22 protein-coding genes are annotated in these 23,586 nt (G+C 71.6%); 12 read left to right on the top strand and 10 right to left on the bottom strand.

Translation table 11 applies throughout. The annotated features are described in order from the left end of the window. Window positions 1-309 precede the first annotated feature (309 nt). From NOSIN_RS03665 to NOSIN_RS03650, 4 genes are all read left to right on the top strand, one after another. Window positions 310-687, top strand: a complete 378-nt coding sequence (locus NOSIN_RS03665) for a DUF6703 family protein (RefSeq protein ID WP_077689380.1) — start codon at window positions 310-312, stop codon at window positions 685-687. 63 nt (window positions 688-750) lie between these two features. Further along, a complete protein-coding gene (locus NOSIN_RS03660) occupies window positions 751-1,587 on the top strand; it encodes a metal ABC transporter ATP-binding protein (protein ID WP_077689379.1) in 837 nt (278 codons plus the stop codon). Beyond that, window positions 1,580-2,476, top strand: a complete 897-nt coding sequence (locus tag NOSIN_RS03655) for a metal ABC transporter permease (protein WP_077689378.1) — start codon at window positions 1,580-1,582, stop codon at window positions 2,474-2,476. The genes NOSIN_RS03660 and NOSIN_RS03655 overlap by 8 nt, the downstream gene beginning before the upstream one ends. Window position 2,477: 1 nt before the next feature. Beyond that, a complete protein-coding gene (locus tag NOSIN_RS03650) occupies window positions 2,478-2,849 on the top strand; it encodes a Fur family transcriptional regulator (protein WP_077689377.1) in 372 nt (123 codons plus the stop codon). Window positions 2,850-2,979: 130 nt separating this feature from the next. On the opposite strand, the gene NOSIN_RS03645 is transcribed toward NOSIN_RS03650, so the two are convergent. From NOSIN_RS03645 to recO, 4 genes are all read right to left on the bottom strand, one after another. Continuing rightward, on the bottom strand, window positions 2,980-3,798 hold the full coding sequence (locus NOSIN_RS03645) for an SGNH/GDSL hydrolase family protein (RefSeq protein WP_077689376.1): 819 nt from the start codon (window positions 3,796-3,798) through the stop codon (window positions 2,980-2,982). Between the two features lie 89 nt (window positions 3,799-3,887). Then, window positions 3,888-4,649, bottom strand: coding sequence for an SGNH/GDSL hydrolase family protein (locus NOSIN_RS03640; protein ID WP_077693384.1), 762 nt, complete (start codon window positions 4,647-4,649; stop codon window positions 3,888-3,890). Window positions 4,650-4,684: 35 nt separating this feature from the next. Further along, window positions 4,685-5,500, bottom strand: a complete 816-nt coding sequence (locus tag NOSIN_RS03635) for an isoprenyl transferase (protein WP_077689375.1) — start codon at window positions 5,498-5,500, stop codon at window positions 4,685-4,687. Further along, a complete protein-coding gene (gene recO, locus NOSIN_RS03630; RefSeq protein ID WP_077689374.1) occupies window positions 5,497-6,228 on the bottom strand; it encodes a DNA repair protein RecO in 732 nt (243 codons plus the stop codon). Before recO ends, NOSIN_RS03635 begins: the two co-directional genes overlap by 4 nt. 328 nt (window positions 6,229-6,556) lie before the next feature. Between recO and NOSIN_RS03625 the strand changes: the two genes are divergently transcribed. Next, entirely contained in the window at window positions 6,557-7,444 is an 888-nt protein-coding gene (locus NOSIN_RS03625) for a CAP domain-containing protein (protein ID WP_077689373.1), read from the top strand. Window positions 7,445-7,834: 390 nt separating this feature from the next. Here the strand turns inward: NOSIN_RS03625 and leuA are convergent, their stop codons facing one another. Both leuA and NOSIN_RS03615 read right to left on the bottom strand, forming a co-directional pair. After that, the gene (leuA, locus tag NOSIN_RS03620; RefSeq protein ID WP_077689372.1) at window positions 7,835-9,505 is read right to left on the bottom strand and encodes a 2-isopropylmalate synthase; all 1,671 of its coding nucleotides are present in this window, start codon (window positions 9,503-9,505) and stop codon (window positions 7,835-7,837) included. Window positions 9,506-9,956: 451 nt separating this feature from the next. Further along, complete coding sequence (locus NOSIN_RS03615; protein WP_077689371.1) at window positions 9,957-11,021, bottom strand: alkene reductase; 1,065 nt, start codon at window positions 11,019-11,021, stop codon at window positions 9,957-9,959. Window positions 11,022-11,360: 339 nt separating this feature from the next. Between NOSIN_RS03615 and NOSIN_RS03610 the strand changes: the two genes are divergently transcribed. Then, a complete protein-coding gene (locus NOSIN_RS03610; protein ID WP_143832843.1) occupies window positions 11,361-12,623 on the top strand; it encodes a M14 family metallopeptidase in 1,263 nt (420 codons plus the stop codon). 45 nt (window positions 12,624-12,668) lie between these two features. On the opposite strand, the gene NOSIN_RS03605 is transcribed toward NOSIN_RS03610, so the two are convergent. The 4 genes from NOSIN_RS03605 to NOSIN_RS03590 form a co-directional block, all read right to left on the bottom strand. Further along, a complete protein-coding gene (locus NOSIN_RS03605; RefSeq protein WP_077689369.1) occupies window positions 12,669-13,019 on the bottom strand; it encodes a hypothetical protein in 351 nt (116 codons plus the stop codon). Window positions 13,020-13,245: 226 nt separating this feature from the next. Further along, window positions 13,246-14,961 (bottom strand): glyoxylate carboligase, encoded by a 1,716-nt coding sequence (gene gcl, locus NOSIN_RS03600; RefSeq protein ID WP_077689368.1) that lies wholly within the window; start codon window positions 14,959-14,961, stop codon window positions 13,246-13,248. Between the two features lie 266 nt (window positions 14,962-15,227). Next, window positions 15,228-16,109: a 2-hydroxy-3-oxopropionate reductase gene (locus NOSIN_RS03595; protein ID WP_077689367.1), complete on the bottom strand. Its 882-nt coding sequence runs from the start codon at window positions 16,107-16,109 to the stop codon at window positions 15,228-15,230. Window positions 16,110-16,207: 98 nt separating this feature from the next. Continuing rightward, on the bottom strand, window positions 16,208-17,005 hold the full coding sequence (locus NOSIN_RS03590) for a hydroxypyruvate isomerase family protein (RefSeq protein ID WP_077689366.1): 798 nt from the start codon (window positions 17,003-17,005) through the stop codon (window positions 16,208-16,210). Between the two features lie 396 nt (window positions 17,006-17,401). On the opposite strand from NOSIN_RS03590, the gene uraD reads away from it, so the two are divergent. The 6 genes from uraD (at window position 17,402) to alc (ending at window position 23,440) form a co-directional block, all read left to right on the top strand. Beyond that, a complete protein-coding gene (uraD, locus tag NOSIN_RS03585) occupies window positions 17,402-17,956 on the top strand; it encodes a 2-oxo-4-hydroxy-4-carboxy-5-ureidoimidazoline decarboxylase (RefSeq protein ID WP_077689365.1) in 555 nt (184 codons plus the stop codon). Beyond that, window positions 17,953-18,297, top strand: coding sequence for a hydroxyisourate hydrolase (gene uraH / locus NOSIN_RS03580; protein ID WP_077689364.1), 345 nt, complete (start codon window positions 17,953-17,955; stop codon window positions 18,295-18,297). Before uraD ends, uraH begins: the two co-directional genes overlap by 4 nt. A 196-nt stretch (window positions 18,298-18,493) precedes the next feature. Further along, window positions 18,494-19,390, top strand: a complete 897-nt coding sequence (gene pucL / locus NOSIN_RS03575) for a factor-independent urate hydroxylase (RefSeq protein WP_077693383.1) — start codon at window positions 18,494-18,496, stop codon at window positions 19,388-19,390. Window positions 19,391-19,607: 217 nt separating this feature from the next. Then, on the top strand, window positions 19,608-21,119 hold the full coding sequence (locus NOSIN_RS03570; RefSeq protein WP_077693382.1) for a nucleobase:cation symporter-2 family protein: 1,512 nt from the start codon (window positions 19,608-19,610) through the stop codon (window positions 21,117-21,119). A 180-nt stretch (window positions 21,120-21,299) separates the two neighbouring features. Beyond that, window positions 21,300-22,226, top strand: coding sequence for a LysR family transcriptional regulator (locus NOSIN_RS03565; protein WP_077689363.1), 927 nt, complete (start codon window positions 21,300-21,302; stop codon window positions 22,224-22,226). 86 nt (window positions 22,227-22,312) lie between these two features. After that, window positions 22,313-23,440 carry an allantoicase gene (alc, locus tag NOSIN_RS03560; protein ID WP_077689362.1) on the top strand — a complete coding sequence of 376 codons (1,128 nt, stop codon included), beginning with the start codon at window positions 22,313-22,315 and terminating at the stop codon, window positions 23,438-23,440. The last annotated feature ends 146 nt before the right edge of the window (window positions 23,441-23,586 follow it).

Genomic DNA, 23,586 nt, shown 5'->3' with positions numbered 1-23,586 from the left:
TGACTACTGTGAGCAATATCCGGGTAACCATAAGTGGCTCCCGCGTTCGCGGGACAGATGCCAGCTTAAAGTGATTTCTTTGTTACCCCAGGTGCGTGGAACCCGCTGGTTCCTCCACCGTACGAAAAGGGGGGACGCGCGGCGCAAGGGACCGCGCCGTCGCCAGGCGACGCGTCGGGAGCCTGCACTAGGGTTCAGGAGAACAAGTACCACAGGCCCCGGCGGACCCGCCGCCCATCGCCTGAGGTGGGCGCGTCCGGCCGACGGGTGCGCCCGGCGGCGGCACAGGACCAGAAGCGGATACGGACGATGGCCCCTCCCGAGCACGGTGACGAGAAGCGGCGGCAGGACCGGGGACGCCCCCTCCCGGGGGGAGGCGCCCCCGGCCCCAGGACCGAGGGGGCGGGAAGGCTGCGCAGGTCGGTGGAGGAGCGCAGCGCGGTGCCGCTGGTGTGGCTGCACCAGCGGCCGCGGTGGCTGGCGCCGCTGGTGCTGGGCGCCCTGTTCGTCGCGGGGCTGATGGCACCCGGCCTGGTCGGGGCGCTGTGCCTGCTCCTGGTCGCGGTGTTCCTGGTGTGGCTGGCGTTCCTGACCTGGCCCTCCCTGGCCGCGCAGCAGAGGATGCCCCGCGTACTCATGGTGGTGGTCGTGCTGGTGCTCGCGGCGGCACGCCTCCTGGGCTACTGATCCCGTTCTGCCGCTCATCCGTCATACTTTGACAACCGTTTTCGTTTTCGTGATAATGGAACGGTGTCTGACCAGTTCACGGACGTCGAGGCCGACGTACCTCCCTCCTTCCAGATCGTCGACGCACGTGTGGCCTACGACGGAGTCTCCGTACTCGACGGTGTGAACGTCGGCGTACCCGCGGGCCAGACCATGGCGGTCCTGGGCCCCAACGGCTCGGGCAAGTCGACCCTGATGCGCGCGATGCTGGGCATCGTGCCCCTCACCTCCGGCCAGGTCCTCGTGCACGGCGCCCCGCTGCGGCGGTTCCGCGCCTGGCACCGGATCGGCTACGTACCCCAGCGGATCACCGCCGGGGGCGCCGTTCCCGCCACCGTCCGCGAGATCGTCGCCTCCGGACAGGTCGCCTCGCGCCGCCGCCTGTCCCTGTCCACCCGCGCCGACCGGACCGCCGTCGACGAGGCGCTGGAGACCGTGGACCTGGCCGACCGCGGCCGCGACTCGGTGCGCGAGCTGTCCGGCGGGCAGCAGCAGCGCGTACTCATCGCCCGCGCGCTGGCCGGGCGGCCCGACACCTTCGTCATGGACGAGCCCATGGCCGGCGTGGACGCGGAGAACCAGCGGGCGCTGGCCCGCACCATCGCCCGCCTGCGCGAGCGCGGCTCCACCGTGGTGCTGGTCCTGCACGAGCTGGGCCCGCTGGAGGACGTCATCGAACGCGCCGTGGTCCTGGAGTCCGGACGGGTCGCGCACGACGGTGCCGCGCCCGAGCCCACAGGTGAGTGCGCGCGCCCGGGCCACGAGCACCAGCACCCGCATCCCGACCCCAACGCTCCCGAGTCCGTGGACACCACCACGGCCTCGGAGATGATCCGACTCGAGGTACCCGGCCGTGACTGAGCTGCTCGACTACGAGTTCATGCGGCGCGCGCTGCTCGCGGCCGTGCTCGTGGGCCTGGTGACCCCGGTCATCGGCACCTACCTCGTCCAGAGGCGCCTGGCCCTGCTGGGCGACGGGATCGGCCACGTCGCCCTGACCGGGGTGGCGCTGGGCCTGCTCACCAGCACCTCCCCCGTGCTCACCGCGGCCGTGGTGGCCACGCTGGGCGCCGTCCTCATCGAACTGGTGCGTGTGCGCACCCGCACCAGCGGGGACGTGGCCCTGGCGCTGCTGTTCTACGGCGGCATCGCGGGCGGCGTGCTGCTCATCGGCCTCACACCCGGGGCGAGCAGCGCCACACTGGTCTCCTACCTGTTCGGCTCGGTGAGCACGGTGGAGGAGTCCGACCTGTGGGTGGTGGGCGTACTCGCCGCCGGGGTGGCCGCGGTGGTGGCGGTGTTCGGCCGCGAGCTGTTCGTGCTGTGCCAGGACGAGGAGGTGGCGCGGGCCCACGGGCTGCCGGTGCGCTTCCTGAGCGTGCTGTTGGCGGTGACCGCCGCGCTGACGGTGGTGATCGCGATGCGGGTGGTGGGCGTGCTCATGGTGAGCGCCCTGATGATCGTCCCGGTCGCCGCGGCCCAGCAGCTCACCAAGAGCTTCCGGGTGACGATGCTCCTGGCCGTGGTGATCGGGCTGCTGTCCTCGGTCGGCGGCCTGACCACGTCCTTCTACGCCGAGCTCTCGCCGGGCGCGACGATCGTCGTGCTGGCCCTGGCCGTCTTCTGTGTGTCGGTGGCGGTCGGCGGCGCGATGCGGCGCCTCTCCGGGCGCCGGCCCCCGGCCACCCACCAGCCCGTCGGGGACGGTGTGGCCGGTACGATGCCCCAGACTGATCGGGGGAGGGTGTGACATGAGTACACGACGCGAAGCGGTACGCCAGGCTCTGAGCGGGTACTCCGGCTTCCGCAGTGCCCAGGACCTGTACGCGGACCTGCGTGCCGAGGGTTCCAAGATCGGACTGACCACCGTCTACCGGGCGCTTCAGGCACTGAGCGACTCCGGTGAGGTGGACGTGCTGCGCACCGACGACGGCGAGGCCGTCTACCGGGCGTGCGACACCGAGAGCCACCACCACCACATCGTGTGCCGGGTGTGCGCGACCGCCGTGGAGATCGAGGGCCCGACCGTGGAGAGGTGGGCCGCCGAGATGGGAGCCAAGCACGGCTTCACCGGCGTGACGCACACCGTCGAGGTCTTCGGCACCTGCACCGGCTGCTCCTAGGCGTACCGGCCGCCGGGGCCGGCTCCCCCGGCGACGCGCCCGACGGCGACGGTCCCGCTCCCAGGGGCACTGTCGGCGGTCGAGGGTGCCGCCGAGGGCGGGGATCACCGGGTGGGCCCCGGCCGCGGTGCTATTCGCGGTGCAGGCGCAGCGGCTCCAGGCTGGGACGCTTGGGACGCACGTTGTCTCCCGAGGAACGGCCGGTGAGGCGGCGGCCGATCCACGGCACCAGGAACTCACGGGCCCAGTACAGGTCCTCCTGGCGCGCGGCCCGCCAGTGGCGGGGCTCCGCCACCGGCCAGGGCTCCTTCCAGTCGCCCTCCGCCGGCACCCCGAGCACCTCGCACACGCGCAGGGCCATACGGCGGTGCCCCTCCGAGGACAGGTGCAGGCGGTCCCCGCTCCAGGCGCGGGCGTCGTCGAGGATCCGCATGCTCCACACGTCGACCACCTCGCAGCCGTAGCGGTCGGCGATGGCCCGCAGGTGCATGTTGTAGGTGGCGATCCTGCCGCGCATGTGGCGCATCACCGGCTGCCAGTTGGTGTCGAACCCGGTGAAGACGACGATGCGCGCCCCGGTCCGGCTCAGCTCCTCCACGGCTCCGGCGAAGGCCACGGCCACGGAGTCGGGGTCGGAACCGGGTCGGATGATGTCGTTGCCGCCCGCGCACAGCGTGATCAGGTCCGGTGCGAGCTCGACGGCCCGGGGGACCTGCTCCGCGATGACCTGGTCGATGAGCTTCCCGCGCACGGCCAGGTTGGCGTAGCGCACCTCGGCGACGTGGTCCGCGAGGTGCTCGGCCACCCGGTCGGCCCAGCCCCGGTAGCGGCCGTTGGGCACGCTGTCGCTGTCCGGGTAGGGGTCGCTCATACCCTCGGTGAAGCTGTCACCGAGGGCGACGTAGGAGATGATGTCCTGCTGCGCCGCGTCCGTCCCAAAACCGATCATGGTGAACGATGATGCAACCCCGTGCCCGGGTTACGCGACAGTAGGTTGACGCTTCTCCGGTTTTTGGGTGCCACGTCACACCGGGGCGGTCAGCGGTCCTTGGTGATCCGGGTCAGTTCCGGGTACTTGGCCGTGACCGCGTCCCCGGAGGAGCGCCCCGTCAGGCGGCGCCCGATCCACGGACCGAGCGACTCCTTCACCCAGGTCAGGTCGTCCCGGCGCGCCCGGGACCAGCGGACCGGCTCCAGCGCGGGCCACGGCTCGTCCCAGCGCTCCGTCACCGGCACGCCCAGCACCTCGGCCACGCGCAGGGCCAGGCGCCGGTGCCCCTCCGGGGACATGTGCAGCCGGTCCGCGTCCCAGGCGCGGGCGTCGGTGAGCGCCTTCATCGGCCACTGGTCCACCAGGAAGCAGCCGTGCTTGTCGGCGACGGCGCGCACGTGCATGTAGTAGCGCGCGAACAGGCCGATGGTGCCGCGCATGTAGCCCGTGGTGACGTTGACGCCGGTGAACAGGACGACCTGGCTCCCCGCGTCCCGCAGGCGCCCGACCGTGTGGTCCAGGACCCGGGCCATCCGCTCGGGGTCGCCGCCCGGGCGCAGCAGGTCGTTGCCGCCCGCGCTCAGGGTGACCAGGTCGGGGGACATCGCCAGGGCGGGCGGGATCTGGTCGGTGACGATCTGGCGCATCAGCTTGCCGCGCACCGCCAGGTTCGCGTACCGGATCTCACCCAGGTGGTCCGCCAGGTGCTCGGCCAGCCGGTCCGCCCACCCGCGGAACTCCGCCCCCGGGCCCGGGTAGGGGTCGCCCACGCCCTCGGTGAAGCTGTCCCCCACCGACACGAGCGACATCCCCGGCCTGAGCACCGAGCCGTCCTGCGCTGACTTCACTTCTTCTCCTCCGGTACGGGGTTGGGCACGGCGCCGCCGTAGCGGCGGTCCCTGCTCGCGTAGATCTCACAGGCCCGCCACAGGTCGCGGCGGTCGAAGTCGGGCCAGAGCGTGTCCAGGAACACGAACTCGGCGTAGGCGGACTGCCAGAGGAGGAAGTTGGACGTGCGCTGCTCACCGGAGGAGCGCACGAACAGGTCCACGGGCGGGACGTCGGGGGCGTACAGGTGCTGGGAGAGGGTGTCCTCGGTGATCTTGTCCGGGGAGAGCAGTCCCGCCGCGGCCTTGCGGGCCATCTCGCGCGCGGCGTCGACGATCTCGGCCTGACCGCCGTAGTTCACGCAGAACTGGAGGGTGAGCCCGGTGTTGTCCCTCGTCATCTCCTCGGCGTCCTGGAGCTCCCTGATGACGCTCTTCCACAGCCGTCCCGGGCGCCCGGCCCACTTGACGCGGACTCCGCGCGCGTGCAGGGCGTCACGGCGCCTGCGGATGGTGTCGCGGTTGAAGCCCAGCAGGAAGCGCACCTCGTCCGGGGAGCGCTTCCAGTTCTCGGTGGAGAAGGCGTAGGCGGACAGGTTGGGGATGCCCATCTCCAGGGCGCCCTCGATCACGTCGAAGAGCGAGGACTCACCGGCCTTGTGCCCCTCGGTGCGCGCCAGCCCGCGGTCCTTGGCCCAGCGGCCGTTGCCGTCCATGACCACCGCCACGTGCCGGGGCACCAGGGCGGCGGGCAGTTCGGGGGGACGCGCGCCGCTGGGGTGCGGGACGGGCGCGGTGTACTCCCGCCGTTTGTCGAAGCTGAACAGACTCAAGAACGCTCCACGTGGCGCAGTGATCGGATTCCGTTCTCCAGGTGCCACTGCAGGTAGGCCGCGACCAACCCGCTGCACTCGGAGCGGTGCCTGCCCTCGCTGGCGTCCGCGCCGTCCCAGTCTCCTCCGAGCAGGGCCGACATCAGTCGGAGCGTGTCCGGGGAAGGGTGCACGGAGCCGTGGGGACGGCACACGGAGCAGACCATACCGCCGGCGTGGACCGCGAACGCGCGGTGCTCTCCCCTGCTGCCGCAACGGGCGCACTCGTCCAGCGACGGAGCGTATCCGGCGACGGCGAGCGAGCGGAGCAGGTAGGCGTCCAGGACCAGCCGGGAGTCGTGGCCGCCCTCCCCCAGGGTACGCAGTGCGCCGATGAGCAGGAGGAACTGGCGCAGTGCCGGGTCCTTCTCCACGGAGACGACCTTCTCGGCGGTCTCCAGCATCGCGGTCGCGGCGGTGTAGCGGGAGTAGTCGGTCACGACCGCCTTGCCGTAGGAGCGCAGCGTCTCGGCCTGCGTGATGACGTCCAGGGTCCGGCCGGTGTGCAGTTGCAGGTCGACGTGGGTGCACGGTTCCAGCCGGGCACCGAAGCGGGACTTGGTGCGGCGCACGCCCTTGCCGACGGCGCGCACCAGGCCGGTTCTTCGGGTCAGGAGGGTGATGATGCGGTCGGCCTCGCCCAGTTTCTGGTTGCGCAGGACGACACCCTCGTCGCGGTAGAGACTCACCCCCCCATTGTCGCGGATACCACGGACCGTCCGCGCGGACGGTCGCCCCGTGGACCCCATCTTGACCAGGTTTATTACAGTTTGGTTTCCCTTATCGGGACATTTGCTCTACTCTCACGCGCTAGGGCGTCCCTTGTCGGGCCCGCCGCCCTTCCCCCGCGGCACTCCGGCGCCACCGCGCGCGTACGCGCGCTCCCGACACCGGCCACCGGGAACCCGTGTGGCCACGGGCACCGACAGCACGGGCCGTGGGAGGAGGCCTCCCACCACCGCGGGAGGCCCCGACCCTCCCGCGGTACCCGACCGATCCCATCCCAAGGAGAGCGACATGGCGCGTGGTCGTCGAGGCAGGCGCAGGATGAGCGCCCCCGGACACCGCTCCCCCCGCGGCGGGCGTCAGCGCCGCGGGGCGGCACTCGCGGTCTCCCTGGCCGCCGTGCCGGTCGGCCTGGTGCTGGCGGGCGCACTGCTGGTCAGCGGGGTGGGCGAGGGCCTCAACCCCTTCCAGAACACGGCGGACGGCCAGGTGGGGGACCAGACCGGTGTCCCCTCCGCCGGGGCCCCGCCCGAGGCGTCCGAGGACGACGACTTCTTCGCCCGGCCCACCACGGCACCGGAGGAGCCGGGGCAGGAGCGGGAGCCGACGCCCTCCGGCGACAGCGAGCCGCAGAGCGCGGACGTGACGGCCTCCTCGATTCCGGAGGACTCCGGTGGCGGGGGAAGCGACGGCGGCGACGGCGGTGGCAGCGACGGGAACGGCTCCGGAGGCGCTGACGGGGGCGAGGGCCCGGGCGGCGACGGGAACGGGGGCCGCGGCGAGGGGGACGGCGGCGTTTCCGGCTCCTCCGCCGGCTCGGTGGCCGACCAGGTCGTGACCCTGGCCAACGACGAGCGCGCCGAGGCCGGGTGCGGTCCGCTGACGGTGGACCCGCGGCTGACCGCCGCCGCGCAGGAGCACAGCGAGGACATGGCCCGGCGCGACTACATGAGCCACGAGAACCCCGAGGGCGAGGGCCCGGGCGACCGCGCCCGGCGCCACGGCTACGACGCCTGGGGCGCGGAGAACGTCGCCAAGGGGCAGACCAGCCCCCAGCAGGTGATGGACGCCTGGATGAACAGCGACGGGCACCGCAGGAACATCCTCAACTGCGACCTGGTCTCGATCGGCGTCGGCGAGTCCGGCGACGCGTGGACCCAGATGTTCGGCTGGGAGTAGGCCGTGCTTCCTTGAGGCTGCGCTCCGCCCCGTGCTCGGACGCCGAAGGCACGGGAACCCTCGCCCTCGACCTCCACGGGCGCACCCGCGAAGCCTCCAGGCGCCCCCGCCGCCCCAGCGGCACAGGACCGGGTCCACCGAGCAGGACCCGGGCACCGGCGCGCACACACGGCGGGGCCGCCCCCCTGTGGGAGGCGGCCCCCCGTGCGCGGACAGGGTGCGGCGGCCGGGCTCCGAACAGGAGAGGGAAGCCGCGGAAGTACCGCCCGCAGAATCCCGCCGCCACGGGGCCACGGACCTACCGCCCATGGTGATCCGGGCTCCGGAGCCGCCGCGTCGAGGCGGCGGCTCCGGGTCCCGGTACGCCGCCGGACCGGCCGCGAGGCCGTGTCAGGCGCGGCCGATGGCGCTGCACAGGGCCTTCAGCGAGGCCGTGGTGATGCTGCTGTGGATACCCACGCCCCACACCACCTGGCCGTCGATGTCGGCCTCCACGTAGGCGGCGGCGCGGGCATCGCCGTCCCCGCCCATGGAGTGCTCCACGTAGTCCATGACGCGGACCTTGACGTCCACGTCGGCCAGGGCGTCGCAGAACGCGGAGATCGGACCGTTGCCGGTACCGGTCAGTTCCCGGATCTCGCCGTTGACCCGGGCGTCGGCCTCGATCCGGTACGTGCCGTCGCCGTCGGTGGAGGAGCGGTGCGCCAGCACCGCGACCGGACCGTGGTCGGACAGGTAGGTCGTGGAGAAGATCTCCCAGATGCGCTCGGCTGCGAACTCGCCGCCCTCGGCGTCGGTGAACTTCTGGATGACCTGGGAGAACTCGATCTGCAGGCGGCGCGGCAGGTCCAGCGCGTGGTCGCGCTGCATGATGTAGGAGACGCCGCCCTTGCCGGACTGGCTGTTGACCCGGATGACCGCCTCGTAGTTGCGGCCCACGTCCTTGGGGTCGATGGGCAGGTAGGGCACGTCCCAGTCGGCCTGCTCCTCCTGGGCGGCGAAGCCCTTCTTGATGGCGTCCTGGTGGGAGCCGGAGAAGGCGGTGTAGACCAGGTCGCCGCCGTAGGGGTGGCGCGGGGCGACCGGCAGCTGGGTGCAGTGCTCGACGGTGCGGCGGATCTCGTCGATCCCCGAGAAGTCGATCATGGGGTCCACGCCCTGGCTGAACAGGTTCATGCCCAGGGTGACCAGGCAGACGTTGCCGGTGCGCTCCCCGTGCCCGAACAGGCAGCCCTCGACGCGGTCGGCCCCGGCCATGACGGCCAGCTCGGCCGAGGCCACGCCGGTGCCGCGGTCGTTGTGCGGGTGTACCGACAGGACCACGTGCTCGCGCCGCGACAGGTTGCGGCTCATCCACTCGATCTGGTCGGCGTAGACGTTGGGCGTGGAGCGCTCGACGGTGGCGGGCAGGTTCAGGATGATCTCGCGTCCCGGGCCGGGCCGCCAGACGTCCATGACGGCCTCGCAGACCTCCAGGGCGAAGTCCAGCTCGGTGTCGACGAAGATCTCGGGCGAGTACTCGTAGCCGAAGTACTCGGTTCCCTCCAGGTACTGCTCGGCGAAGCGCACGACGTGCCGGGTGCCCTCGACGGCGATCCCCTTGCAGGCCTCCCGGTCCACCCGGAAGACGACGCGCCGGAAGGTGGGCGCGGTGGCGTTGTACAGGTGCACGGTGGCGCGCTTGGCGCCGACCAGGCTCTGCACGGTGCGCTCGATCAGGTCCTCGCGGGCCTGGGTCAGCACCGAGATCTGCACGTCGTCGGGGATCAGGTCCCCCTCGATCAGCGACCGGACGAAGTCGAAGTCGGTCTGGCTGGCGGAGGGGAAGCCGACCTCGATCTCCTTGTAGCCCATGCGGACCAGCAGCGCGAACATCTCGTGCTTGCGGGCGGGGTCCATGGGCTCGATCAGCGCCTGGTTGCCGTCGCGCAGGTCCGTGGACAGCCAGCGCGGTGCCTCGGTGATGGTCTTCGTCGGCCAGGTGCGGTCGGGCAGGTCCACCGGCGCGAAGGGCGCGTAGCGGTGGGAGGGCATGGGGCTGGGCTTTTGCTGCGGCACCATCTCGGTGGCTCCTCGGGGTGGTTCTGGCGCGTGGTCACGGTCGACCAGGGCAAGCCGAAGTCCCGCGGCGAGGGAGCCGACCTTTTAACGACCCCCGCCGCGGCCGCTAAGGAGAAGCAGCTCGCGCAGCATAGTGGTCATCACGCTAGCAGACCGGCACGAGATCCTGGTACATCACGTCCACATGGTGGGACGCATGTCACCTGACCTGGAGGTTCCCCGACCGGCGGGGCGCGGCGCCGTCGGCCGCGCCACTACAGGTACCTCGATTTCGAGAGACTCCCCAGAGGTCTGTACCATTTCGGTGAACCCTTCAGTGCTAGGGGGGTTGTTGCAGATCCCGCCGACGGGACCCAGGGTGCGGCCAACACCCGAGGCCGCCGCCGGGCGCGCCACACGGCGCGCCGGCGGCCGGGCCGGTACCGTCGGCGGGATTTCTCGTCGCGCGGGCTCAGTCCCCCAGGTACGGGTAGTCGGTGTAGCCGCGGTGGCCGCCGCCGTAGTAGGTGGCCCGGTCGGGCGCGTTGAAGGGCCCTCCGGCCCGGATCCGGGCGGGAAGGTCGGGATTGGCGATCCAGGCCGTGGCCACTGCGACGGCGTCCGCCCGCTCCTCGGCCAGGGCCGCGGTGGCGGGGCCGAGGTCGGTTCCGGAGGCGGTGTTGAGCACGAACGCGCCCGCCCACTCCTTGCGCAGCCGCTGGGTGTACTCGGCCGATCCCGACTCGGTCAGGTGCAGGTAGGCCAGGTCGCGGGAGCGGTGCCGCAGTCCGTCGAGCAGGGCGAGGTACTGCTCCAGGGGGTCGCTCTCGCTGATGCCGTTGAAGGCGGTGCCCGGGGAGACGCGCAGGCCCGTGCGGTCGGCGCCGACGGTGTCGGCGACGGCTTCCACGGCCTCCACCGCGAAACGGGCCCTGTTCTCGGCGCTGCCGCCGTAGTCGTCGGTGCGCCGGTTGCTGCCGTCGGCGAGGAACTGCTGGATGAGGTAGCCGTTGGCGCCGTGCACCTCCACCCCGTCGAATCCGGCGGTGAGGGCGTTCCGTGCGGCGGAGGCGAAGTCGTCCAGGGCCTCGGCGATGTCGGAGGCGGTCATCTCGCGCGGCACCGGGTGCGGAAGTTTCCTCTCACCGTCGAACAGGGACGCGCCCGAGCGGACGGCGGAGGGGCCGACCGGCAGGCCGCCGTCGGGGTAGAGGACGGGGTGGCCCACCCGGCCCGCGTGCATGATCTGCGCGAAGACACGGCCCCCTCTCTCGTGGACGGCGTCGGTGACGCGCTTCCACGCCTCGGTCTGCTCGGCGCTGTGCAGGCCCGGGGTGTCGGTGTAGCCCTGGCCGCGGACGCTGGGCTGGATCCCCTCGGTGATGATCAGTCCGGCCGAGGCGCGCTGGGCGTAGTACTCGGCGACCAGGTCGCCCGGGATGCCGCCGCGGGAGCGCGAGCGGGTCATCGGTGCCATGAACAGGCGGTTGGGCGGCTGCATCCGGCCGATCCCGACTGGATCGAACAGGTCGCTCATGGGGGCTCCGTGGATCTGGGGGTGTGAGGGCCGCGCCCTCGGGACGCCCTCACGTTAGGAGGGGGCGCCGTCCGCCTCCCCGCCGGGTACCACCGTCCGCCACGAAGGTCACGGCACACCTTGCTCCAGCGGATCTGATCCGCCCCGGACTCCCCGTGGCCGGATGCGGCCACGGGGCGCGCCTGTGCGTGCGAGCGCGGAGCAGGCTTCACCTGCCCCAAGGGCTAAACAAGTCAGTTCGCCACGCATGTGACAGAAAGTTAGCCATATTGACAGAACGCATGGCTTTCTTTTGCAATAACGCCACGTATCCGACGCCTCACCCCCGCTCACGGAGGCATCGTGGCCCTCAGTCCCCTTCGAAGAACCCTTGTTCCCGCGGCCGTCGGCGCCCTGCTCCTGGGCACCCTGGCCCCGGGTGCCGCCGCCGAACCGGCCTATGACCTCTACGAGGTCCACGGCGCGCTCACCGCCCAGGACCGTACGGAGATCGCCGCCACCGGCGCCGCCGTCGACCAGGTCGGTGACGACTCGGTCCTGGTCACCGCGACTCCCGACGGCGCCGCGGAGATCGGCCGGCTCGGCTACGGCGTCGAGGAGTTCGACCCGCCGGTCCCCCTCGCCGGCCCCGACCCGGGGTACACCACCTACGACGAACTGCTCGGCGTCGTCGACCAGGTGGTGGCCGAGAACCCCGGCATCGCGACGAAGTCGGTCATCGGGCGCTCCCATGAGGGACGCGACCTGGTCGCGGTCAGGATCAGTGACAACGCGAACGCGGACGAGGACGAGCCCGAGGTGCTGTTCGTCCACGCCCAGCACGCGCGCGAGCACCTCACCGTGGAGATGGCCGTCCACCTCATGCGCATGCTCACCGAGGGGTACGGCGAGGACGGGCGGATCACCGGGCTGGTCGACAGCCGCGAGATCTGGATCCTGCCCAACGTCAACCCCGACGGCAGCGAGTACGACATGGCGGGCACGGACTGGCGCAACTGGCGCAAGAACCGGCAGCCCAACCGGGGCTCCTCCGCTCTGGGCACCGACCTCAACCGCAACTGGGACTACATGTGGGGCTGCTGCGGCGGTTCCTCGGGCGACCCGGGCGGCGTCACCTACCGCGGCTCCGCGCCCGAGTCCGCGACCGAGGTGCGCGCGGTCGCCGACTTCGTGCGGGGACGGGTCGTCGGCGGTGAACAGCAGATCACCACCGCCGTGGACTTCCACACCTACAGCGAACTCATCCTGTGGCCGTTCGGCCACACCTACGGCTCCGTCGTGGACGGGATGACCGCGGAGGAGTACCGGACCCACGAGGCCCTGGGCGAGTACATGGCCGAGGCCAACGGGTACACGCCCCAGCAGTCCAGCGACCTCTACGTCACCGACGGGTCGATCAGCGACTGGCTCTGGGGCGACCAGCGCATCGTCAACTTCGCCTTCGAGATGTACCCCGGCAGCGCCTGGGAGGGCGGCTTCTACCCGCCCTCGTCGGTGGTCGGGCGCGAGACCGCGCGCAACGAGGAGGCCGTGCTGCGCCTGCTCGACTACGCGGACTGCCCGTACCGGATCATCGGCGCGGAGGCGGCCCACTGCGGCTGACCCACCGGTGCCGGTCCCGGGCACGCGGCCCGGAGCCGGCACCGGTCAGAACTTCCCCTCACAGGCCCGCTGGACGTCGTCGGCGCCGAAGTCCTTCACGTAGGTCTCCTCCGGAGCCTCCTGGAGGTAGCCGGCCGTCTGGGCTCCGTAGAGCATGACGGGATCCTCGCCGTTCCACTTGAACTGCAACTGACAGTCCTCGTTGACGTCGTAGGTGGCCCACCAGAACCCCTGGGAGTCCGGTGGCGTGATCCTCAGCTCCTCGCCCGGGAAGCCGTTCTCCACCAGCAGTTGGTGGAACTCCTCCTCCGATCCGCCGTCGGGGGAACAGGCGGAGAGGGTGAGTGCGGCGGCCGCGACCGCGGCCGCCGTGAGGAGACGCGTGTGGGGGAACATGCTCTTCCAACTTCCGAGAGTGCCGACGACGGGTCCGTTGCGTTCGCCCGCTCTCTGACACGGCGGTCCCGTCGTCCACGTGTTTCCCACGTTTCCCCAGGTGCGGGCTGGAGAAAACGCACGTCACGACACACTCCGGACACAACCCCGTAACGGGGGATTCACCAGCGCGGGTGCCCGGACGGGGAGGCGGCCCCCTCCCCGTCCGGGTCCCTGGGAGCGGGGATCAGGCGCCGGGAACCGGCTCGAACTCCTTCACCGCGTCGATCGCGGGGCCGTGCGGGGTGTTGGCCTCGCGCTCGATCATGATCTCGACCAGCACCGGCCGCGAGGTGGCCTGGGCCTGTTTGCGGGCCCACTCCAGGGACTCACGGATCTGGCCGGGCTCCCACACGCGGCGGCCCGAGCAGCCGTAGGCCTCCATCAGCTTGACGTTGTCGGTGCCGTACTCGTCGTAGTGGATGTCCACCTGGTAGTTCATGTCGAACCCGATCGAGGCCTGGCGGATCAGGCCCAGGTACTCGTTGTTGAGCATGATGATCACGTAGGGGACGTCGTACTGGGCGGCCACGGCCAGTTCCTCGACCATGTACTGGAAGCCGTAGTCGCCGACGATGCCCACGACCTCGGCGTCGGGCTCGGTCTCCTTCAGGGCCTTCTTGACGCCGATGGCGGCGGGGATCTCCCAGCCGAGCGGGCCCGCCTGGCCGCAGATCTGGTAGTGGCGCGGCTTGTGCGCCTTCTGGTGCTGGCCGCCCCAGATCTGGTAGAGGCCGATCGCGGTGACGAAGTAGGTGTCCTCGTCGAAGACCTCGTTGATCTCCTTGTACACGCGCGGGGCCTTGACCGGAACCGTGTCGTAGTCCTCGCGCCGGGTCAGGGTGGCCTTGAGCTCACCGATCCGGTCGATCCAGGGCCGCACACTCGCCCTCACGTCACGGCGCCTCGCGGCGGCCAGCAGCTCGCGGAGGAACACCTTGGCGTCGGAGACCACCCCCAGGTCGGGTTCGAAGACCCGGCCGAGCTGGGTGGCCTCGATGTCGACGTGGACGAACTTGCGCTCGCCCCGGTAGACGTCGATCTGACCGGTGTGGCGGTCGGCGAACCTCGCGCCCACGGCCAGCACCAGGTCCGACTCCAGGAAGGAGGCGTTGCCGTAGCGCTGGGAGGTCTGCACGCCGGTCATACCGGAGTACAGGGGCGAGTCCTCGTCGAAGGAGCCCTTGCCCATGAGCGTGACCTGCACCGGCACCTGGAGCTGCTCGGCCAGCTCGCGCAGCTCCTCGGAGGCCTCGGCCAGGATCACGCCGCCTCCGGCGAGGATCAGCGGGCGCTCGGCCTCCAGCAGCATGTCCAGCGCGCGCTCGACCCGCGGCGGGTGCGGCTCGACCGTGTTGACCTTCAGCGGGGCGTCGATGGCTGGGTCGTAGTCGATCATCCGCTGGGCGACGTCCAGCGGGATGTCCACCAGCACCGGGCCGGGACGGCCCTGCCGCGCGATGCGGAACGCCTCGCGGAAGACCCAGGGCGCGGTGGCGGCCTCCTTGATCTGGACGGCCCACTTGGTGACGGGCTTGGCGATCTCGACGATGTCGACCGCCTGGAAGCCCTCCTTGTCCAGCAGGTCGGTGCGCTGCTGGCCGGTGATGCACACGATCGGGACGGAGTCCGCGATGGCCGTGTACAGGCCGGTGATCATGTTGGTCCCGGCGGGACCGGAGGTGCCGATGGCCACGCCGACCTTGCCGGTGGTACGTGACCAGCCGTCGGCCATGTGGGTGGCGCCCTCCTCGTGGCGGACGGTCAGGTGCTCGATACCGCCGACCTGTTCCATCGCCTTGTAGAGCGGCAGGATGGCTGCCCCGGGGCAGCCGAAGGCGGTGTCGACGCCCTCGTCCTTGAGGACCTCCACGACCGCGTTCATCGCGGGCATCTGTGGCATGGGAAGTGAACCCTTCGGTACTGGGGCTCTCGGACGCCCGCCGGCCCCGCGCCGCGGTCCGGGCGCCCGAAGGCGGGAGCCTTCGGGCGCCCTCGGGACGCACGGGCACGGGGGCGGCGAGGCGGAGCCCCGGAGGGAAAGCGGTGCTAGGGGTGTCGCGGGCCGGCTGCCGCGCCGGCGGTGTCCCTGGTGCGGCCAACACCGGGGACCCCGACGCGGGGCCGTGCGGAGAAAGGAGTGGAGAGAAGCCGTGCGGATCGGGGCCGTTACCGGCCGGAGAGCTGCTCCACGATCTTCAGCAGCGCGGAGTGGTCGAGCGATCCGTGGCCCTGGGCCTTCAGCGCGGCGACGTACTGCGCCACCTGCGCGCCGAGCGGGATCGAGATGCCCGCGGCGTGCGCGGAGTCGGTGACGATGCGCATGTCCTTGTCGTGCAGGGCGATGCGAAAGCCCGGGGCGAAGTCGCGCTCGCGCATGGCCTTGCCCTTGCGCTGGAGCACGGTGCTGCCCGCGAGCCCGCCGCCCAGGACCTCCAGGCCGGCCTCGGTGTCCACCCCGTGCGCCTCCAGGAAGACCAGGGCCTCGGCCAGGAGCTGGATGTTGCCCGCGACGATGAGCTGGTTGGCGGCCTTGACCGTCTGGCCGGAGCCGCTCGGGCCGACCAGGACCGGGGTGCTGCCCAGGACGTCGAAGACGGGCCGGGCCGCGTCGAAGTCGGCCTGGTCCCCGCCGACCATGATGGAGAGCTTGGCCTCGACGGCGCCGGCCTCGCCGCCGCTGACCGGGGCGTCCAGGACGCGCAGGCCGCGCGCGGTCCCGGCCTCGGCGACCTCGCGGGCGACGTCCGGCCGGATGGTGCTCATGTCGATGACCAGGGTGCCGGGCTTGGCGTTGTCGTAGACGCCGCCCTCGCCGAGCATGGCCTCCCGCACGTCCGGGGAGTCCGGGACCATGGTGATGACGGCGTCGGCGTCGGCGACGGCCTCCGCGATGCTCCCCCCGCGCAGGCCGCCCTCGGCCACCAGGGCGGCGACGCGGTCGTCGGTGAGGTTGTGTCCGGTGACGGTGTAGCCGGCGCGGACGAGGTTGACGGCCATGGGCAGGCCCATGATGCCGAGACCGATGAAGGCGATCTTCTTGATGGGCACGTCGGCCCCCTTCGTGGCTGGTGCTCGTGTGGCTGTTCGGTGCTGCGTGGCTGGTGCTGGTGTGGCTGGTACTGCGCGGCTGGTGGTTGAGCGGCTGCTCAGTCCCGCCAGCCGAAGCTCTTCTCGCTGGGGACGGTCGGCTTGTACTCCAGGCCGACGAGGCCGTCGTAGCCCGTGTCCTGGGCGGACGCGAGGAGCTCGTCGATCGGCAGCCGCCCGCTGCCGGGTTCCCCGCGCCCGGGGCTGTCGGCGATCTGGATGTGCCCGAACTCGGCGGCGTGGTCGCGGACCACGGCGCCGACGTCGTCGCCGTTGACCACGAGGTGGTACAGGTCCGCGAGCAGGGCGACGTTGCCGGCCCCGGCCTCCCTGGCCCGGGCCACGAACGCGAGTCCGTCCGCGGCGGTCGTCAACGGATAGCTCTCGGCACCGCTGATGGGCTCGATGAGCACGGTGCCGCCGACTCCGGCCACGGCTGCGGCCGCCGCGAGGGTGTTCTCCAGCGCGGTCCGGTCCTGTTCGGCGGGATCGGTCCCGGGCTGGCGCAACCCGTAGAGGGCGTTGAAACCGGTGGCGCCCGTGCGCTCGGCGATGCGCACCACGACGTCGATGTTGGCCCGGAGCTCCGCGCTGCGCGAGGGGTGCGAGAGCACGCCCCGGTCGGGGCCGGGAAGCACCCCGGCGAAGAAGTTGAGTCCGGTGAGGCGGACCCCGGCCCTGTCCAGGGCCTTGACGAAGGCGTCGACCTCGTCCTGGGGCGGGGTCGGACTCTCGAACGGCCACCAGAACTCGACGGCGTCGAAGCCCGCCTCGCGTGCGGCCCGGGGTCGCTCGTGGAGCGGGAGTTCGGTGAACAGCAGGGAGCAGTTCACCGTGTACCCGAGGGTGTGGCTCATACCTTGCCTCCAGCTCCTACTTTCGCGATGTGGAAAGTAGTTTTCGCTTTAAGGAATGATTGAAGTGTGCGACGGCCTCCCCCGCTTGTCAACCACCCCTCGCGTATTCCGCCGGACGCCGCCCGCGCCGGCGCCCGGCGCCGTGCCGCCCTCCCCCGGGCTCCGCGGACTCCCGTCCTTGGTGCGGACATACGGATCTTCCTGGTGCGATGACACGGATCTCCTCGCGTCCAGACGATTGCGCCGAGGGTGTTGACAGAGTCACACTGCTATCAACTAGAGTCCCTGCAATCCGCAATACGGAATTCTTTGTCTGCACTACGAAAATCTCGGGAAGCGTTCCACGGGGCCCACGGGCCGAGGACCGCGGACGCCCGCCGAGCCACGGGAGAGCACATGCCCGAGACCGCCCCGGAGGAGCGGGTGGACGGACCCGACCCGGGTCTGGACCGCCTGAACAAGCTGCCGGCGGAGGAGTTGCGCGCCCGGCTCGCGCAGTGTCTGAACGTGGACCGCTGGGTCGGGGCCCTCGCCTCCGAGGCGCCCTTCCCCGACCGGGCCGCCCTGCTGGCCTCCGCCGACGGGCACGCGCGCTCGATCACCGCCGACGAGGTGGCCACGGCCCTGGCCCGCCACCCCCGCATCGGGGAGAAGGCCACGGGCGGCGGCACCGAATCCGCCTGGTCCCGCGGGGAGCAGTCCGCCTTCGCCTCCGACGCCGACGACGCCTCGGCACGCGTACAGCGGATCTTCGCCCACGCCCAGCGCGAGTACGAGGACAGGTTCGGGCAGATCTACCTGGTCTGCGCCAGCGGCCGCTCCAGCCGCGAGCTCCTGGCCGACCTGGTCGGGCGCCTGTCCAACGACCGCGACACCGAACTGGACGTGGTGGGCGACGAACTGCGCAAGATCGCCGGGCTGCGCCTGGTCAAACTCCTGGAGGACGCATGAGCCATGTGACCACCCACGTGCTCGACGCCGCACTGGGGCGTCCCGCCCGCGACGTCCCCGTACGGCTGGAGGCCGCCGCCGACGGCGGCCGCGGGTCCTGGAAGACCCTCGCCGAGGGACGCACCAACGACGACGGACGCGTGCCCGACCTGGGGCCCGACCAGCTCGCCGCCGGGTTCCACCGGGTCGTCTTCGACACCGCCGCCTACTTCGACGCGACCGGCCAGCGCGGGTTCTACCCCGAGGTCGCCATCGTGTTCGACCTCGCCGACGAGGACACGCACTACCACGTCCCGCTGCTGCTGAGCCCGTTCGCGTACTCGACCTACCGGGGCTCCTAGCCACGACCGGTACGAATCCCGACCCGACCGAGGGGAGCGGCTGACAGGAGAGGTTTCCCAGCCAAGGTGTGACACCTGAATCTTCGAGTGCGTGACAGGTCCTTCCGCATGACCGCAGCGGTCCTCCCTCGTACGCACGACGCGCATGCGCGCACGATGACGACTTCACGTATACACACGGATGGAGTTCACCCTGATGGGCATCCGACTCGGAGATAACCAGTACGGCAAGGCCGAGGTCCGCCTCGTCCACATCGACCGCGACACCGACGTCCACCGGATCAAGGACGTCAACGTCACCTCCCAGCTGCGCGGGGAGCTGGAGTCGGTCCACACCGACGGCGACAACAGCACGTGCCTGCCGACCGACACCCAGAAGAACACCGTCTACGCCAAGGCCCGCGAGTGGGGCGGCGTCGGCGCCATCGAGGAGTTCGCCCTGCGCCTGGCGCGGCACTTCGTGGACGAGCACTCCTACGTGCACGGGGCCCGGCAAGAGGTCCACGAGTACTCCTGGGACCGGATCGAGACGGCCGACGGCCCGCACGACCACGCGTTCTCCCGCCGTGGCGCCGAGACCCGCACCACGGTCGTCAACAAGGACGGCGCCCGGGAGTGGGTGGTCTCCGGCTTCGAGGGCCTGAGCGTGCTCAAGTCCACCGGCTCGGAGTTCCACGGCTACCCCAAGACCAAGTACACGACGCTGCCGGAGACGACCGACCGCATCCTGGCCACCGACGTCACCGCCCGCTGGCGCTACGTCGGCGTGGACCACGACTTCGACGCCGTCTACGCCTCCGTCCGCGCCCTGTGCCTGGAGGCCTTCGCCCGGACGCACAGCCTGGCCCTTCAGCAGAGCCTCTACGAGATGGGCCGGGCCGTTCTGGAGGCCCATCCCGAGATCGCCGAGATCCGCTTCTCCATGCCGAACAACCACCACTTCCTGGTGGACCTGTCCCCCTTCGACCTGGACAACCCGGGCGAGGTCTTCTTCGCCGCCGACCGGCCCTACGGCAAGATCGAGGCCACCGTCGAGCGCGACGACGCCCCCGACGCCGGGGACGCCTGGAAGGCCGTACCGGGCTTCGTGTAGCCCTCTCTCCGGGGCCCACCCGCGCGTTGGCCGGGCCCCGACCCCTCCTTCCGTGACCGGGGGCCTCCCCCCGGTCCCCGCCCGCCCACCGCGGCGGGCCCCGGCTTCGGCGTGCCCGGCCACGGGCCGCCCCGCCGGTGCGACACCACCGGGCCGCGTGCCCGAGATCCCGGCCCCCTCCCGGGTGGCCGCCAAGCGCAAAGGCTGGAAACTGGCCATGTCGAACAGTCCGTCTCCGAAGGACCCGGCCACAACGAACGCCTCACCCCCCGCCCGCCCCGAGGACGAGAGGCTGCCCCTGCGCCTGCTGCTCGTCTACGGACTCCAGCACATCCTGACCATGTACGCCGGAGCGGTGGCGCCCGCCCTCGTCATCGGCGCCTCCGCCGGGCTCGCGAACGATCCCGCGTCCATGGGCATCCTGGTCAGCGGCGCGCTCCTGGCGGCGGGCTTCGCCACGCTCCTACAGACCGTGGGCCACCGGCGCGTCGGCGCCCAGATGCCGATCGTGGTGGCCTGCTCCTTCGTCCCCGTCAGCGCCATCACCGCGCTCGCCGCCGGCGAGAACGGCGAGAACCTGCCCGTCGCCTTCGGCGCCTCCCTCGCCGCCGGGCTCTTCGCCCTGGCGCTGACGCCGTTCTTCGGGCAGCTCGTCCGCTTCTTCCCCCCGATCGTCACGGGCACCATCATCACCGTCATCGGCGTCAGCCTGATGCCGGTGGCCGCCCGGTGGATCATGGACGGCGCCACCCGCACCATGGAGGACGGCTCCTCGGTCCCGGCCGCGACACCGGCCGGCCTCGCCCTGGCGGGGCTGACCCTGGTGGTCATCCTGGTCTGCTCCCGGGTCCTCCCCGGCATCTGGGGACGGCTGTCCATCCTGCTGGGCCTGCTCGTGGGCACCCTGGTCGCACTCCCCACGGGCATGGCCGACTTCAGCCGGATCGGCGAGGCCGACGTCGTGTTCGACCCGACCTCGCTGTTCTACTTCGGCGCGCCCCGGTTCGAGGCCGCCGCGATCATCACCATGTGCGTCATCATGCTCGTGGTCCTGACCGAGGGCGCCTCGCACATCATCGCGGTCGGCGAGATCACCGGTTCCAAGGTGGACGCCAAACGCATCTCCGCGGGCCTGCGCGCCGACGTGAGCGGCTCCCTCATCGGGCCGATCTTCAGCGCCACCCCCACCAGCTCGTTCGCGCAGAACATCGGCCTGCTGGCCCTGACCAAGGTGCGCAGCAGGTACGTGGTCGCCACCGGGGCGGGCATCCTCATCGTCCTCGGACTGTTCCCCGTGCTCGGCAGCGTCATGGCCGCCATCCCCGCCCCCGTGCTCGGCGGTGCGGGCCTGGTCCTGTTCGGCAGCGTGGCCGCCAGCGGGATCAAGACCCTGGCCAAGGTGGACTTCACCAACAACCTCAACCTGGTGCTGGTGTCGGCCTCCATCGGCGTGGCGATCATCCCGCTGGCCTACCCGACCTTCTACGCCCACCTGCCCGAGTCGGTCGAGCTGATCGCGCACTCGGGCATCATCGGGGCGGCCGTCACCGCGATCGTGCTGAACGTGTGCTTCAACGTGGTCGGCCGCGGCCGGGGGGCCGCATCCACGGCCTCCATCGACACCGAGGAGATCGGCAGCGCCGGTCCCGGCGAGGCCAAGTACACCGACCAGGCGGGGGCCGCCTACCGGCGTGGCGGCTCCGAGCCCCTGGGGGATCCCCGACCCTGATCCCCTGGTGGGGGCGGGCGGCGTGCGCGTCGCCCGCCCCGTAGCCGGTGGGACCGGGACGCGCCGTTCCCACCGGCGCGGGCGGCACTGAGACAGGGAGCGCGGAGACCGGAAGCACGAAGGCCGGCGACACGAACACCGGCGTTCCGTTCAGAGGAGCTGAATGGTATCCCTGGGAACGTGACCGACTGGGATCTGCGCAAGCTACGCGTCCTCCGCGCCCTGGAGGAGTTCGGAACCGTCAGGGCCACGGCGGAGGCCCTGAACATGACCCCCTCCGCCGTGTCCCAGCAGCTCTCCTCCCTCTCACAGCAGGTGGGGGTCGCGCTGCTGGAGGCGCACGGGCGAAGGGTCCGCCTCACCGAGGCGGCACACGCCCTGCTCCGGCACACCGACATCGTGCTCGCCCAACTGGAGCGGGCCGAGGCCGAGCTGGACGGCTTCGCCCGGGGCGAGGCCGGGCGCGTGCGCGTCGGCGCCTTCGCCACGGCCATCCCCAGCCTCGTGGTCCCCGCGCTGAACACGCTCCGGCGCGAGTACCCCGGCCTCACCACGAGGGTGCACCAGGCCGAGGCCTCCGAGGTCTACGACCTGCTCTCGGCGGGCGAGGTGGACATCGGCCTGTCACTGGCCGCCCAGGCACCCAGCGGCCACGACGGCCGCTACGACCGGCGCGAGCTGCTCACCGACCCCCTGGACGCGGCCCTGCCCGTCCACCACCGCCTGGCCTCCGCCCGGGCCCTGCGCCTGCGCGACCTCGCCGAGGAGCCCTGGATCTACGGGGCGGCGGGCCCCTGGCGCGACATCACCGTCGCCGCGTGCGCCCAGGCCGGCTTCGTGCCCGAACAGGCGCACGTGGCCTCCGACTGGAAGGCCATCCTCGACATGGTCGCGGCGGGCATGGGCGTCGCGCTGGTTCCCCGGCTGGCCGCCGCGGACGACACCCCCGGCGTCAGCCTGCGGGTCCTGCGCTCCGACCAGCCGCGCCGCCACGTGGTCTGCGCGGTGCGCTCCGGCTCGGGTGGGCGGCCGCAGACCGCCGTGGTGCTGCGCGCCCTGGCGGACGCCGCGGCCGGGCTGGGCGGCAAGATTGTTCATTCTGGCTGAACAGAGTGATCGGAAACTTTCGCTGGACGTGACCGTTTCACCTTGGGACCCTGGGAAACATCCGACAAGTCCACCTCTGGAGAGATATGAGCGGGGCCCAGCCCATCGATCCGCGTGACTACAACGCCCAGCCCTACGCGGGCGGCGACCCCTACGCCGACTACCGCGACACCGACCTCGACTTCTCGGCCCAGGTCGACCTGGCCGACCGCCGCCTCGGCGCCGGCGTCGTCGCCGCCAACGACGAGTTCTTCGCCCACCGCGAGAACCTGCTGCGACCCGAACCGGCCGTGTTCGACCCGCACGCCTTCGGGCACAAGGGCAAGGTCATGGACGGCTGGGAGACCCGCAGGCGCCGAGGCGTGAGCGCGGACCAGCCGCACCCCACCGCCGACGACCACGACTGGGCCCTGGTCCGCCTCGGCCTTCCCGGCGTGGTCAGGGGCCTGGTGGTGGACACCGCGCACTTCCGCGGCAACCACCCCCTCCAGGTCGGTGTCGAGGCCACCCACCTGGCGGGCACCCCCACCACCGAAGAACTGCTCGGGGCGGAGTGGACCGAGATCGTCCCCCGCACCCACGTGTACGGGCACGCCGCCAACGGCTTCACGGTGGAGGCCGGGCGCCGGTGGACCCACCTGCGCCTCAAGCAGTTCCCCGACGGCGGCGTCGCACGCCTGCGCGTGTACGGCGAGCCCGTGCCCGACCCCGACTGGCTGACCGCCCTCGGCGGCTTCGACGTGGCCGCCCTGGTCAACGGCGGCACGGTCGAGGACGCCTCCGACCGCTTCTACTCGTCGCCGGGCAACATCATCTCCCCCGGGCGCTCCCACAAGATGGACGACGGCTGGGAGAACCGCCGCCGCCGCGACGACGGCCACGACTGGGTGCGCTTCCGCCTCACCGCCCAGGCCTCGGTCCGCGCCCTGGAGCTGGACACCTCCTACTACAAGGGCAACGCCGCGGGCTGGGTGACCGTCCTCGGCAGGGACGCCCGCTCCGGCGCCCCGGACGAGTGGTTCGAGATCGTGGGCCGCACCCGCCTGGAGCCCGACAGCGCCCACCGCTTCGTCCTGGACTCCCCGGTCACCGCCACCCACGTGCGCACCGACGTCTTCCCCGACGGCGGCATCGCGCGCCTGAACGTCTTCGGTTCGCTGACCGAGACCGGCACCGCCGACCTCCGACGCCGCTGGGACGCCCTCGGCGGCTGACGTCCACGCCGCGGCGAGGCTGCGGCCGGGGTCGCCCGGAGGCCTCGCCGCGGCGTCGCCGCGGCCTTGTCGCGGCACCGGAGGCCCTCCTCCTCGCACACCGGGGCGGGTGGCGTGTCCACGCCACCCGCCCCGGTTCCGTGTTC

Origin of the sequence: Nocardiopsis sinuspersici (assembly GCF_001998325.1) — a bacterium.
GTDB classification, from domain to species: domain Bacteria; phylum Actinomycetota; class Actinomycetes; order Streptosporangiales; family Streptosporangiaceae; genus Nocardiopsis; species Nocardiopsis sinuspersici.
This window is presented reverse-complemented; position numbering and strand designations above follow the sequence as displayed.